Source organism: Paraburkholderia sp., from assembly GCF_034668105.1.
In the GTDB taxonomy this organism is placed as follows: Bacteria; Pseudomonadota; Gammaproteobacteria; order Burkholderiales; family Burkholderiaceae; genus Paraburkholderia.
Map to the genome: position 1 here is coordinate 1 of NZ_JAXDPY010000614.1, position 12,938 is coordinate 12,938.

Genomic DNA, 12,938 nt, shown 5'->3' on the forward strand with positions numbered 1-12,938 from the left:
TTGCTGCGTTACGGCATTCCCGACTTCAAGCTGGAGAAGTGGTTGATCGACCGCCGCATGCGCCAGATGGAGGCCGAAGGCGTGACGTTCCGCGCCAACGTGTTCATCGGCCGCGTGGATTCGCTGCCGGAGTACATCGGCAATACCGCGAAGGAAACCATCACGCCGGCCGAGCTGAAAGAACAGTTCGACGCGGTGGTGATCGCCGGCGGTTCGGAAACGCCGCGCGATTTGCCGGTGCCCGGGCGTGAGCTGGAAGGCATCCACTACGCGATGGAATTCCTGCCGCAGCAGAACAAGGTCAACGCCGGCGACAAGGTCGCGAACCAGTTGCTCGCCAAAGGCAAGCATGTGGTCGTGATCGGTGGCGGCGATACGGGTTCGGACTGCGTCGGCACGTCGAATCGTCATGGCGCGAAGAGCGTCACGCAGTTCGAGCTGCTGCCGCAACCGCCGGAAGAAGAGAACAAGCCTTTGGTTTGGCCGTACTGGCCGATCAAGCTGCGCACCTCGTCGTCGCATGACGAAGGCTGCGAGCGCGATTGGGCGGTTGCGACCAAGCGTCTCGAAGGCAAGAACGGCAAGGTCGAGAAGCTGATCGCCGCGCGCGTCGAATGGAAGGACGGCAAGATGCAGGAAGTGCCGAACTCGGAATTCGAAATGAAGGCCGATCTGGTGCTGCTGGCCATGGGCTTCACGCAGCCGGTGTCGCCGGTACTTGAAGCGTTCGGCGTCGACAAGGATGTGCGCGGCAACGTGCGTGCCGCGACTGAAGGCGACAAGGCGTATTACACGTCGGTGGACAAGGTCTTCACCGCGGGCGATATGCGTCGTGGCCAGTCGCTGGTGGTGTGGGCGATTCGCGAAGGCCGTCAGTGCGCGCGTTCGGTCGACGCCTTCCTGATGGGTCATTCGGAACTTCCGCGTTAAACGTCTCTGGCCGGTTTCCGGGGTTCAAGGCGGAAACCGGCGACTGCCTGCAGGACGAGGTGGAGACGACAAAGCGGTAGAAAACAAAGCCGGGCACCTGAGAGGGTGACCCGGCTTTTTGACGTCTGTTGCACGCGGAGAGTATCGAGGAAGTGTCCGCATGATGCCTGGTTTGCGGCCCCGTACGCGAACGCAAGGCGCAGCACGTCACGCCGCGGTTTAGCCGCGCGCTGTCATTTCCGATAGCGCGCCAGTGTCAGCCCGTCCAGATCGATTTCCGGCTCGCGCTGCGTGATGAGATCCGCGACCACGCGCCCCGAGCCCATCGACATCGCCCATCCCGTCGAACCGTGTCCGAGGTTCAGCCACAGATTGTCCACACCTGACGGACCCAGCAACGGCGCGCCGTCGGGAGTCATCGGACGGCGGCCCACCCAGAAGTGCGCGGAGGTGGGATTGGCCGCGTGCGGAAACCAGTCCTTGAGGACTTTCATCAGCGTCTGCAGGGCCTGTTCGCGTAACGTGGTCTGGCGATTGCCAAGTTCCGCGGTGCCCGCCACGCGCAGGTTGTTGCCGAAGCGCGTGATCGCCGTCTTCAGCGATTCGTCCATCAGCGCCGCGCGCGGGGCTTTTTCTTCATCGGTGACGGGCAGCGTCGCCGAATAGCCTTTGACTGGGTAGAGCGGCACCTTCACGCCAAGTGGTGCGAGCAGCGCCGCGCTGTCGACGCCCAGCGCCACCACCACCGCATCCGCTTGCACGGTCTCGCTGCCACGCTCGCTCTCGATGCGCACGCCACGCACCGCATTGCGTTCTACATCGAGTCTCGCCACGCGCGTGTCGAACCGAAACTGCACGCCATTACGCTCGCAGATCGCACGCAGTTCGCGAGTGAAGCGGGCGCAATCGCCGGCTTCGTCGTCGGGGAGATAGAGACCCGAGAGCGGCGTCTGACGCGCCCAGCGCAAACCCGGTTCGATCTCGACGCACTGCGCCGCGCTCACTTCACGGTGCGCGATCCCGGCGTCGCGCAGAACCGCTAACGCCGGTTGCGCGAGTTCGACGTCGTACTCGCTGCGGAACAACTGCAGATAACCCTGGGTGCGGCCATAGTCGAACGGATGACGGCCGCGGAATTCGTGCAGACACTCACGGCTGTAATAAGCGATGCGTTGCATGCGCTGCTTGTTGACGCGAAAGCGTTCGAGGTCGCATTCACGCAGCCAGCGCGCGATCCAGCGCCATTGAGCCGGATCGAAGGTCGGGCGGAAGATCAGCGGCGAGGCCGGTTTGAACAGATACTTGAGGATTTTCGTCGGCATGCCGGGCGCGGCCCACGGCGTCACATAGCCCGGCGCGATTACGCCGGCGTTGCCGAAACTGGTGGAAAGCGCGACGTCGGGCTCGCGCTCGATCAGGGTGACGTCGCAGCCTTGCTGGCGCAGATAAAACGCGGTGGCGACGCCAATCACGCCGCCCCCCAGAACAATCGTTTTCATGTGTGTGTACAGCGATTTCAGGCGGTAGGGCGGGGCGCGCCGAGCACTTTGCCCTTGGTTTCCGGCAGACATACCGCGGCGACGATCACCAGCAGATAGCCGGACCCGGCGACGATACCCATCGCCTTAACGAGCGTCATGGTTTGCGACAGTGTACCCACCAGAATCGGAAAGAACGAGCCGAGACCGCGACCCAGGTTGTAGCAGAAGCCTTGCCCCGATCCACGGATCGAATTCGGATAGAGCTCCGACAGATACGCGCCCACGCCGGCGAAAATTCCTTGCACGACGATGCCGAGCGGAAAGCCGAGCGCGAGCATCATGCCGTCGGTGATCGGCAGCATGGTGTAGACCATGCCGAGCACGAACGAGCCGATCGCAAACAGCACGAACGACGCGCGCCGGCCGATCTTGTCGCACAGAATCGCGCCGACGATGTAACCCATGAACGAGCCGACAATCAGCACAATCAGATAGCCGCTCGTGTTGAAGATCGACAGATGGCGCACGGTTTTCAGATAGGTCGGCAGCCAGGTGGTGATGGCGTAGTAGCCGCCCAGCATGCCGGTGCACAGCGCGCTGCCGAGCAAGGTGGTTTTGAGGTGCTCGCCGGAGAAGATCTGCAGGAAATGCGAGGTATCGAAGCCACTTTCCCGAGCGCGGCGCGTTTCGAGAAAAATGTCGGGATCGCTGACATTACGGCGGATGTAGATGATCCACAGCGCGGGCAGCAGGCCGATCCAGAAGCAGGCGCGCCATGCGTACTGCTCCGGCAGCAGCGCGAAGAACGCCCAATAGATGATGGCCGCCGCGGCCCAGCCGAAGGACCAGCTGCTCTGCACAGTGCCGACGGCTTTCGCGCGGTGCTGAGGTGAGCGGATGGTTTCAGCCATCATGATCGTCACCACCGACCATTCACCGCCAAAGCCGATGCCTTGCAGCGTGCGGGTGGTGAGCAGTTGCCAGAACGAGTGCGTAAAGCCGGACAGGCAGGTGAAGATCGCGAAGGTGGCAATCGTCCACTGGAGGACACGTACTCGACCGTAACGGTCGGCGAGAATACCGGCGAGCCAGCCGCCGATCGCCGACGAAATCAGCGAACTGGTCGCGATCATGCCGGCTTCGCTTTTTGTCATGCCCCATGTCGCGATCAGCGTCGGAATGAGGAATGAGTAGATCATGAAATCGAAGGCGTCGACTGCGTAGCCGCCGAAACCCGCATAGAGGGTGCGGCGTTCGCGCTGGGTCAGTTCGGTGAACCATTGGAGAGAGGGCATGTTTTTTTATGGTCTCCAGCTGTTTTTTGCCTTTCGGCGGCTTGATTGTGGGGTTTTTGTATTCTAAGGGGACGAGGTGTCTGCGGCCAGTTGTGGTCAAAAATGGCGGCGGGGTAAGACACTTTCTTCCAGTTCCTTACGAACCACTACCGTGTAACCCAAAAATCATTGACCGTCGTTAGACTGCACCGGCGGCCTTCAGGCTGCGACAACCCTCGTTACGCCCGCGCCCGCCACCTCTCGACTGCTCATGCCCGCAACCGCAAAAGCCCGCTCGCCGTCCCGCCGCTTCGCGAGCACGCCTTTGCGGGCAGATCGATCGCGCCGCGCGTTCCTGAAATCTTCGGTAAGTGTCCTGCTGCTCGCGGGGACGAGCAGTTCGCTGCTGTCGGCTTGCGGGGGCGGAAATCTGGACGCCGATCAGCCGGCAACGCCACGCCTCGCGTCGGTGAACAACTTTCGCGATGTAGCGGGTGCGGCCACCAGCTATCCCACTGTCGACGGCAGGCAGATGCGCCGCGGCGCCTTCTATCGCGCGAACGCGTTGACCCTCAGTGCCGCCGACGCGGCCGCCCTCGAAAAACTCGGCATCGCCTTGGTCTACGATCTGCGCACGCCCGGTGAAATCGAGCGCACAGCGGACATCCTGCCGGCCGGTGCGGCATCGCAGGCGCTAAACGTCCTGGGTACCAGCGACTTCGTCACGCCAACATTCGATACGGCAGACGCCGCCGTGGCGTTCATGGAAGCCCAGGCGCGCTCGTACGTGACAGGTGCTGCCCAGCGCATCGGCTACGGCGAACTCCTCACGCGGCTCGCCGACGGCGCCGGCGCGCAACTGTTTCACTCCAACGCGGGTAAGGACCGAGCCGGGTGGGTCGCGGCTCTCCTGCTCAGCATTGCCAACGTGCCGCTCGACGTGATCATGCAGGACTATATGCTGAGCAACGTCTATCTGGCCCAGTCGATCCAGGCCCAGGCCGCCACGCTTCGTGCGCAGGATGGCGATGCCGTCGCAACGATCGAGTCGCCCTTGTTCAGCGTTCAGGAAAACTATCTGCAAGCGGGTTTCGATCAGGTGCAGGCGAGCTACGGCACGATGACGAACTATCTGACGCAAGGCCTCGGCATGTCTCAAGCGACCATCGATACCTTGCACAACCACCTGGTCGTCTGACGCCGGTTCCAGTTGCGCTCAACCCTTCGCCACCATTCTCACGTTAGCGTTGAGACGTCCGGTAATTCGATCCGTACTTCGAGGCCGCCTTGCGCGTGATTGCGCACATGACAGCGTCCGCCGCGATCGTGCGCGAGCCGCGCGACGATCGCGAGACCGAGGCCGCAATGACCTTCGCCACCCCGCGCGGCGTCGAGCCGGACGAACGGCTTCATTGCCGCGGCGATGCGCTCGTCGGGAATGCCCGCCCCGTGGTCGCGCACGCTGATCACCCAATGCCGGTCATTGCGGGATGTGGCGATATCCACCGGCGGCGAGCCGTGCTCGAGCGCGTTGTCGACGAGGTTCGTGACCAGCCGGTCGAGTAAGGTGCGCGGCAGCGTGAACGACGAACCCGCGCGCAGATCGAGCGCGAACAGCGGCGTCTCGATGCTGTCGCTGGCGGAAAACTGTTCGCGCAGGAAGGCGTCGACTTCGATCGGCGCCCCCGCGTCGGCGGACTGACCGGCAAACTCAAGAAACTGCTGGACGATATTGGTCAGCGAATCGACGTCGCGAATCAGTCCGGCTCGCTCGTTTTCCGCCACCAGTACGCTCGCGCGCAGTTTGAGCCGCGTAAGCGGCGCTTTCAGATCGTGCGCGACGCCGGCCAGCATCACCGCCTGGTCGTCGCCGGCTTCGTTCAGGCGCCGCATCATGTCGTTGAATGAACCGATCAGATCGCGCAGCTCACGCGGACCTTGCACCGTGACGGGTTCCGGCCGGCCGCCCGAACCGAACGCACGAGCCGCCACCGCCACGCGCGACAGCGGCCGCTGCATCTGCCAGACCGCGAACAGCGACAGAATCAGCGCGGCCAGCAGCATCGAGATCGACTCGACCAGAAAGCGTGGACGCGGCGGCACGTCCACCGGCACGACGACCCAGTTCGACTTGCCGGGGAACAATACCCATAGCTGCGGCGGGCGTAGGTCGTCGACCGCGATCTGCGTGCCGGGCGGCAGATTCTCACGCAAATGCCGGCTCAGTTCGACCAATTGACGCATGGTCGGCGTATGCAGATGAACGCTCGACGGCATGTTCCAGGTGGGCACGAGGTGCACGCGCATGGCGGGCGCGAGCGCGGCTCCCTTTAATGGCTCGCCGTTGATCGCCTGCAGCACCAGCAGAATGCCGCGCGCGAAACCGTCGATTTCGTGGCGCGGCGGCTGCATCACCACCAGCACGAACCAGCACGCCTGAATCGCGAACAGGACCGCCGTCGAGAGCAACGCCATTCTGCCGAACAGCGTGTTCAGCGGATTTCTCATGCGTTTGCGGCGGCCTCGTCGGCGAACGGGGTGCCGTCGGCGTCGGGTACGAAGACGTAGCCTTTGCCGCGCACTGTCTGCACGTAGCTGGGATTGGACGGGTCGTCTTCGATCACGCGGCGCAGGCGCCAGATCGGCACGTCGAGGCTGCGGTCGCGGAAAGCGAGGTTGTCGCGATGCACGAGATCGTGAATCAGCACACGCGACAGCACTTTGTATGGATTGTTGACGAAGATTTTCAGCAGCGCGAACTCGCTGTCGCGCAGCGGCAGCTTCGAGTCGTCGCGCGACAGCGAGCGGGTGGCGAAATCGAGTTCGAACGGGCCAAAGCGATACGGCTTGCGGGCTTCCGGCGCGCTCGTGGTGGACGGACCACGGCGGCGCAGCACCGTATGGATGCGCGCGAGCAACTCGCGGGGATCGAACGGCTTGGTCAGGTAGTCGTCCGCACCAAGCGAAAGCCCGACGATGCGGTCGGCCACCGTACCGCGCGCCGTCACGAAGATCACCGGAATGTCGTCGCCGGCGGCGCGCAGGGCGGTGAGCGCGCGCAGGCCGTCGGTATTCGGCATCATGACGTCGAGCACGACGACCGACGGTCGCTCACGCTCGAGACGGCGTTGCAGATGGGTGCCGTCGTGCAGCACCGACGCGTCGAAGCCGTTCGTCTGCAGAAACTTGCAAAGCAGATCGCGTACGACCGGGTCGTCGTCGACGATAAGGACCTGTGGATTCATGGCGAAATTCTAGACTGGCGCGTGTGACGCGCGACCGACTGTTTTCTTACCAATGCTTACGCAGCCGCACGGTGGGAAGTCTGGACAAATCTTACGTGAGCAGCGGCGCGCTACGGTCCACCGCGCCGATTTCACCGTCCGGCACGAACACGTAGCCGCGTCCCCAGACGGTTTGCACATAACGGGGCTGGGACGGATCGACTTCGATTAGCCGCCGCAAACGCCAGATCGACACATCGAGGCTGCGATTGCGATGCACCTCGCTATTGCCATGCAGCTTCTCCAGCAACTGCGCGCGCGTGAGGACGGTCATCGCGTGCGTAACGAACACCTTGAGCATCGCGAATTCGCTCGAGCGCAGCGCAATGCGCTCGCCGTCGTGGTGCAATTCGCGCGCTGGGAAATTCACTTCGAAACGGCCGAAGCGATAAGGCGCGCGTTGCTCCGGCGCACCCGGCGCAAGCGCGCCGCGGCGGCGCAGAACCGTGCGAATCCGCGCGGCCAGTTCGCTGGGTTCGAACGGCTTGCCGAGGTAGTCGTCGGCGCCGAGTTCGAGGCCGATCACGCGATCGATCGGCTCGGCGCGCGCCGTTAGCAGGATCACGGGAATATCGTCGCCGGCGACGCGCAATGCGCGCAGCGCACTGATGCCGTCGAGTTCCGGCATCATGATGTCGAGCACGATCAGCGCGGGACGCTCGTCCTGCAAGGTGCGCTGCAACGCCATACCGTGTTCGAGCGTGGACACCCTGAAACCACGCCCCAACAGATATCCGCTGACGAGCTCACGTACGACGGGGTCGTCGTCGACGACCAGAATGGAGGGGTTCATTCGGGTCATCTTAGTGAGCCACGCGAGCGGCGCAAAGCGCGTAACGCTTTCGAATCCTTTCGCGGGTAAGAAACAGCAAGAAAAGGTGCGGCTAGTTGGCCTGGCGCCTAGCCGAGCGTGAGGCCACCGTCGATATGGATCACCTGGCCGGTGATATGGCGCGCCTCATCGGAAAGCAGGAACGCAATCAGCGCCGCGATATCCGCGGGCTCGGCGACGTGACCGAGCGGCGTCGCTTCGGCGGCGCGAGTCCACACCGATGCGTTATCGGCACTGGGGCCGCGATCTTTACGGGTGTAGCCGGGCGCCACGCAATTGACTGTCACGCCATGTGGCGCAAGTTCGGCGGCCGCGGTTTTAGCCAGCGATTCGAGCGCCGCTTTCGCCGCCGCCGTGGCGGCGAACGGTGCATCCACGCGATAGCGATGCGCGACGAACGAACTGAGCGCGACCACGCGACCGCGCTTCGAGGTTTCCAGGGCGGGCGTGGCGCGCTTCACGAGCGCGGCGAACGCGGCAGGCATCGCGGCGAAGGCGGCGCTGAACGCATCCGCCTCGAGTGCGTTGAGCGTTTGCCGTTGCGCGTGGCCCGCGTTCGCCACCAGTTGATCGAGGGCGCCGAAACTCGCGAGTGTTTGATGAACCACGTGTTCGGCGGCGCCACGTTCGGCGAGATCGCCGAACACGGTCGCGCAGCGTGCGCCGTTCGCGCTGCAATCGGCGGCGACCTGGGCAAGACGCTGGCGCGCTTCGTCGTCGGCGCCGCGTGCGTGCAGCATCAACGCGGTGCGCGGCGCGGCGATCCGCCGGGCCAGTGCCGCGCCAATCCCGGAACCCGCGCCGGTGATCAGGACGACGCGATCAAGGTGGGCGCCGCTCGTGCCGGTCGTGCTGCTCATGTCGGTTACGTTGCTCATGCTGGTCACGCGGCAATCGGTTCGCCCGAGCGCTCGACGTCGAGCGTATCGCCATGGAACGCCGCCAGCGATTCGCGATGCGCGACGCTGACGATCGCCGCCTTCGGTAGCCGCTCGGTGAACAGGTGATAGAGACGTGCTTCGTTTTCCGCATCGAGCGCGCTGGTGGCTTCGTCGAGGAACAGATAGTCCGGCTTGTGCAGCAGCACGCGGGCGCCGGCGAGACGTTGCTGTTCGCCCGGCGAGAGGATGCGCGTCCAGTGCCCCGATTCCTGCAGACGGTCGGCGTATTCCGACAGGTGGCAGGTGACGAGCGCTTCGCGGCATTCCTCGTCGGTGTAGGCGTCCGCGGAGGACGGATAGGCGAGCGCGGCTTTCAGCGTGCCGATCGGCATGTAGCTGACTTGCGGGATGAACATCATGCGGGCGTTGACCGGGGCGTCGATCGAGCCGTTGCCGAACGGCCACAAGCCGGCGAGCGCGCGCATCAGCGTGCTCTTGCCCGAACCGGACGGCCCACGCACCAGCCAGCGCGAGCCCGGCGTGATCGCGATATTGCGGATGCGCGACAGCGGCTCACCGTTCGGCAGCGAAAGCTGCAGGCCTTCGGTGGAGAGCTTGTCGTCGTCGACAAAATGCAGATTGATGCCGCCATGCGCGGTAGCCGGCGACACCGATTCCTTCAGACGCGGCGCATGCACGATGCGCTTGAATTCACGCAACCGGTTCACGGTGGCGCGCCATTCGACCAGCGTGGCGTAACTGTTGATGAACCACGAAAACGAATCGCTGACGGTGCCGAACGCGCTCGAGATCTGCATCAGCACGCCGAACGTGAAGGCGCCCGCGAAGTAACGCGGCGCCGCCACCACCAGCGGAAAGATGATCGCGATCTGACCATAGAAGCTCAGCACGAAGGTGAGCCGCTTGGTGTACTTCATCACTTGCCACCAGTTGTCGCGGATGCGGCCGAACAGCGTTTGCGTGTTCTTCTTCTCGGTTTCCATGCCGTTGTAGAAGGCGATCTGCTCGGCGTTTTCACGCAGACGGATCAGGCCGAAACGGAAATCCGCCTCGACTTTCTGTGCCTGGTAATTGATCGACACGAGCGGATGGCCGACCTTCTGGATGATCAGCGAGCCGACCACCGCGTACAGTGCCGCGGCCCACACCATGTAACCCGGAATCTGCAGCGGCATGCCGCCGAGCGAAATGGTCAGCGCGCCGGCCAGCGACCACAGGATCGTGATGAACGAGACCAGCGTGACGACCGTGGACAGCAGATCGAGCGTCAGCGAGAGCGTGGTGGTGGCGAACGATTGCAGGTCGTCGCTGATCCGCTGGTCGGGGTTGTCGGTGAGCCGGTCGCGTTCGATCCGGTAGAAGGCGCTGTCGTGCAGCCACTCGTTGAGATAACGGGTGGTCAGCCACTGGCGCCAGCGAAAGCCGAGCATCTGGCGCAGATAGCGCCCGTACACCGCAAGAATGATGAAGCCGAACGCGAGCCCCGAGAACACCATCAGCAGATGCGGGAAGTCGTGGACGTTCTTGGTTTGCAGCGCGTTGTAGAAGTCGGCGCTCCAGCGGTTCAGGCGCACGTTGATCCACACGACGAGCAGATTCATCACGATGATCGCGATGAGCAGCCCCCACGCCGTTTTTCGTTCTTCGGAAACCCAATAAGGTTTGATCAGACTCCAGGCGGAGACTTTTTCGTCCGGCGGCAGCGCGGGGCTGGAAGCGGTATTCGGTGTCATGAGCATCCTGGTGAAGTGCTGGCCCATCCGGGGCTGGCCTCTGGCAGGCCGGCCTGGGTCGGGTTTGCGGTGCGTGCCCCGGGCGTCGTGCTCGACGAACGCACAGCCGGGTGAGCGTCCGATTCTGGCGTGAAGCCCTTAAGCGAAAATTAATTTCCGCTGCAAGGCCTTGCCTCGATGCCGCCCTCGCGCATGCGGCCAGGCATGTCGCACGCGCCTGGCTCCTGCGGCATCCGGTGTTGGCATTGTGCCAGAGCGCCGCCCTCGGCCGTATTGACGAAGCGAAAGATGGTGCCGGATCGACGGGGCGCGCAGGCTAGCCCGTCGGTTTGCGGGCGCCGCCTTTTATGGTCTAATGACCTTCGACGAAACAGGGGTGCTTCGCCCACAGGCTGTGTGATTCTCACGCAGCGGCGGCGAGGCTGAGAGAGACCCTTTGCACCCGATCCGGGTAATACCGGCGCGGGAAGTTTCCGGAAGCAGCCAGTCTTCCATTCCCCGCCGGGCGGCGTCCGTCATTGGATGCGCGTGTTGCCCGGCCGGCCTTGCCCGCCGGTTTCGTCCTGGGTACGTGCGTTTTTGGCCGTACGGAAAGGACTCGATGACCGCCTATTGTTCAGATATGTGTTTTGCGCGTTTTGCTCTCGGCCACGCTTTCGTCGGCCGTGGCGAAGCGTCGTGCTCTTCTAGCATTGCCTGCCATTGCGACTCGAGGTGGGCGCGATGAGCCGTTCTGCTCAACCTGATTTCGCGGTACTTGGCGGCGGCCTGTGCGGGCGCCTCGTCGCGTGGCGACTGGCGGGCCAGGGGCACCGTGTTGCGCTCTATGAGCGTGGCGATGCCGCGGGCACGCAAGCCGCGGCGTGGGTCGCCGCCGCCATGCTGGCGCCGCTTGCCGAGGCCGCCAGTGCTGAACTGCTGATCACCCGTCTGGGCGCGAGCTCGCTCGACAGCTGGCCGCACGTGCTGGCCGAATTGCCCGAGCCCGTGTTTTTCCAGCGCAATGGCACGCTGGTCGTATGGCATCACGCCGACCGCACTGAAGCGCCGTTGTTCGAACGCCGGGTGCGCTCGAATGCGCCCGCTGAATTGCTCGAAGGCGGCTTCGTCACGCTGGCCGGTGCTCAGGTCGGCGCCGCTGAGCCGGCGTTGGCGGGGCGTTTCAACCAGGGCTGGCTGCTGCCGCGCGAAGGCCAACTGGATAACCGCCAGGTGCTGGCCGCGCTCGCCGCGGGCCTCGCCCAGCGCGGCGTCGAAACGCACTGGAATACGGCGGTCGACGATCACGCGCTGCCGCCCGCGCGCGTCACGATCGACTGCCGCGGCTTGGGCGCGAAGCCGGTGCTGCCTACGTTGCGCGGCATTCGCGGCGAAGTCGCCCGCGTGCATGCGCCGGGTATCAAGCTGACGCGGCCGGTACGCCTGCTGCATCCGCGCTACCCGCTGTATATCGCGCCGAAGCCCAACGATCTCTACGTGATCGGCGCGACCGAGGTGGAGGGCGAAGATATGTCGCCGGTCAGCGTGCGCTCGGCGCTCGAGTTGCTGAGCGCGGCGTTTTCCGTGCATCCCGGCTTCGGCGAGGCACGCATCCTCGAACTGAATTCGCAGTGCCGCCCGACTTTGCCGGACCACCGTCCGGCCTTGCTGTGGGATGGCGCGCAGACGCTGCGCGTGAACGGCCTGTACCGGCACGGCTACATGATCGTGCCTGAAGTCGCCGACGAAGCCGTGCGCTTCGCCGCGGCGCTGCTCGACGGCCGCATCGGCGACGCCGATGCTTTCGCCGACTGGCACAGTGCCGCGCGCTGGAGCGAGCTGTTCCACCTGGATTCCACGCGGGAGCCGGCATGAGCGTTGCGCGCCTGCTGGTGAACTGACCGCGGGCAAATCGGCGCGCCGTGCCGCTACCGTCATTGATTGAACCGTATTCGAACACCATGGACATTCATATCAATCAGAAGCCGTTGTCGCTCCCCGAAGGCGCGACTGTCGCCGATGCGCTCGCCGCGTTCGGCGCACGTCCGCCGTTCGCGGTCGCGCTGAACGGCGATTTCGTCGCGCGTACCCAGCATGCGGCGCGCGCGCTGCAGCCGGGCGACAAGCTCGATGTCGTGCAACCCGTAGCGGGCGGCTAAATGCCGCGCCACGCATTGCCGGAGACCAGGACTATGCAAATGACTTCCTCCTATACCGCCGACGCGCTCACGCTCTACGGCCAAAGCTTCGCGAGCCGCGTGCTGCTCGGTACCTCGCGCTATCCGTCGCTGCAATCGCTGTCGGATTCGATCGACGCCGCGCGCCCCGGCATGGTGACCGTCGCGCTGCGCCGGCAGATGAACGAAGGCGGCGCGGAAGCCGGCTTTTTCGACCTGCTCAAGCGCCATGGCGTGCCGCTATTGCCCAATACGGCAGGGTGCCTGACCGTCGGCGAGGCCGTGGCGACGGCGCACATGGCGCGTGAAATTTTCGAAACCGAGTGGATCAAGCTCGAACTGATCG

Annotated in this window: 11 protein-coding genes, 1 pseudogene and 1 riboswitch; of the genes and pseudogenes, 5 read left to right on the forward strand and 7 right to left on the reverse strand. The window is 64.3% G+C overall.

The genetic code is table 11. From position 1 onward, the window contains the following. On the forward strand, positions 1-930 hold a 930-nt coding region (locus QOC89_RS26945), incomplete at its 5' end, for a glutamate synthase subunit beta (protein ID WP_323047814.1). 233 nt (positions 931-1,163) lie between these two features. Here QOC89_RS26945 and QOC89_RS26950 read toward each other — a convergent pair. Continuing rightward, positions 1,164-2,429 (reverse strand): D-amino acid dehydrogenase, encoded by a 1,266-nt coding sequence (locus QOC89_RS26950; RefSeq protein ID WP_323047815.1) that lies wholly within the window; start codon positions 2,427-2,429, stop codon positions 1,164-1,166. A 17-nt stretch (positions 2,430-2,446) separates the two neighbouring features. After that, positions 2,447-3,706: an MFS transporter gene (locus QOC89_RS26955; protein WP_323047816.1), complete on the reverse strand. Its 1,260-nt coding sequence runs from the start codon at positions 3,704-3,706 to the stop codon at positions 2,447-2,449. 250 nt (positions 3,707-3,956) lie between these two features. Between QOC89_RS26955 and QOC89_RS26960 the strand changes: the two genes are divergently transcribed. Then, positions 3,957-4,883, forward strand: coding sequence for a tyrosine-protein phosphatase (locus QOC89_RS26960; RefSeq protein ID WP_323047817.1), 927 nt, complete (start codon positions 3,957-3,959; stop codon positions 4,881-4,883). Positions 4,884-4,921: 38 nt separating this feature from the next. Here QOC89_RS26960 and QOC89_RS26965 read toward each other — a convergent pair whose 3' ends face one another. From QOC89_RS26965 to QOC89_RS26985, 5 genes are all read right to left on the reverse strand, one after another. Next, positions 4,922-6,193, reverse strand: a complete 1,272-nt coding sequence (locus QOC89_RS26965) for an ATP-binding protein (RefSeq protein ID WP_323047818.1) — start codon at positions 6,191-6,193, stop codon at positions 4,922-4,924. After that, the gene (locus QOC89_RS26970) at positions 6,190-6,930 is read right to left on the reverse strand and encodes a response regulator (RefSeq protein ID WP_323047819.1); all 741 of its coding nucleotides are present in this window, start codon (positions 6,928-6,930) and stop codon (positions 6,190-6,192) included. The genes QOC89_RS26965 and QOC89_RS26970 overlap by 4 nt, the downstream gene beginning before the upstream one ends. Before the next feature lie 91 nt (positions 6,931-7,021). After that, positions 7,022-7,762 carry a response regulator gene (locus QOC89_RS26975; RefSeq protein ID WP_323047820.1) on the reverse strand — a complete coding sequence of 247 codons (741 nt, stop codon included), beginning with the start codon at positions 7,760-7,762 and terminating at the stop codon, positions 7,022-7,024. A gap of 107 nt (positions 7,763-7,869) precedes the next feature. Continuing rightward, on the reverse strand, positions 7,870-8,679 hold the full coding sequence (locus tag QOC89_RS26980; protein ID WP_323047821.1) for an SDR family NAD(P)-dependent oxidoreductase: 810 nt from the start codon (positions 8,677-8,679) through the stop codon (positions 7,870-7,872). A 5-nt stretch (positions 8,680-8,684) separates the two neighbouring features. After that, positions 8,685-10,436, reverse strand: a complete 1,752-nt coding sequence (locus QOC89_RS26985) for an ABC transporter ATP-binding protein/permease (protein ID WP_323047822.1) — start codon at positions 10,434-10,436, stop codon at positions 8,685-8,687. Between the two features lie 362 nt (positions 10,437-10,798). Further along, positions 10,799-10,922, forward strand: a riboswitch (TPP riboswitch). Between the two features lie 237 nt (positions 10,923-11,159). On the opposite strand from QOC89_RS26985, the gene QOC89_RS26990 reads away from it, so the two are divergent. The 3 genes and pseudogenes from QOC89_RS26990 to QOC89_RS27000 form a co-directional block, all read left to right on the forward strand. Further along, complete coding sequence (locus QOC89_RS26990; RefSeq protein WP_323047823.1) at positions 11,160-12,290, forward strand: FAD-dependent oxidoreductase; 1,131 nt, start codon at positions 11,160-11,162, stop codon at positions 12,288-12,290. An 86-nt stretch (positions 12,291-12,376) separates the two neighbouring features. Continuing rightward, positions 12,377-12,574: a sulfur carrier protein ThiS gene (thiS, locus tag QOC89_RS26995; protein ID WP_028199627.1), complete on the forward strand. Its 198-nt coding sequence runs from the start codon at positions 12,377-12,379 to the stop codon at positions 12,572-12,574. A gap of 39 nt (positions 12,575-12,613) precedes the next feature. Further along, a pseudogene (locus QOC89_RS27000) lies at positions 12,614-12,938 on the forward strand (thiazole synthase); the annotation flags it as partial.

Bases quoted from the DNA above. Each gene is read 5' to 3' on its own strand.
- QOC89_RS26950 (WP_323047815.1), bottom strand. From the start codon at position 2,429: ATGAAAACGATTGTTCTGGGGGGCGGCGTGATTGGCGTCGCCACCGCG.
- QOC89_RS26955 (WP_323047816.1), bottom strand. From the start codon at position 3,706: ATGCCCTCTCTCCAATGGTTCACCGAACTGACCCAGCGCGAACGCCGC.
- QOC89_RS26960 (WP_323047817.1), top strand. From the start codon at position 3,957: ATGCCCGCAACCGCAAAAGCCCGCTCGCCGTCCCGCCGCTTCGCGAGC.
- QOC89_RS26965 (WP_323047818.1), bottom strand. From the start codon at position 6,193: ATGAGAAATCCGCTGAACACGCTGTTCGGCAGAATGGCGTTGCTCTCG.
- QOC89_RS26970 (WP_323047819.1), bottom strand. From the start codon at position 6,930: ATGAATCCACAGGTCCTTATCGTCGACGACGACCCGGTCGTACGCGAT.
- QOC89_RS26975 (WP_323047820.1), bottom strand. From the start codon at position 7,762: ATGAACCCCTCCATTCTGGTCGTCGACGACGACCCCGTCGTACGTGAG.
- QOC89_RS26980 (WP_323047821.1), bottom strand. From the start codon at position 8,679: ATGAGCAACGTAACCGACATGAGCAGCACGACCGGCACGAGCGGCGCC.
- QOC89_RS26985 (WP_323047822.1), bottom strand. From the start codon at position 10,436: ATGACACCGAATACCGCTTCCAGCCCCGCGCTGCCGCCGGACGAAAAA.
- QOC89_RS26990 (WP_323047823.1), top strand. From the start codon at position 11,160: ATGAGCCGTTCTGCTCAACCTGATTTCGCGGTACTTGGCGGCGGCCTG.
- thiS (WP_028199627.1), top strand. From the start codon at position 12,377: ATGGACATTCATATCAATCAGAAGCCGTTGTCGCTCCCCGAAGGCGCG.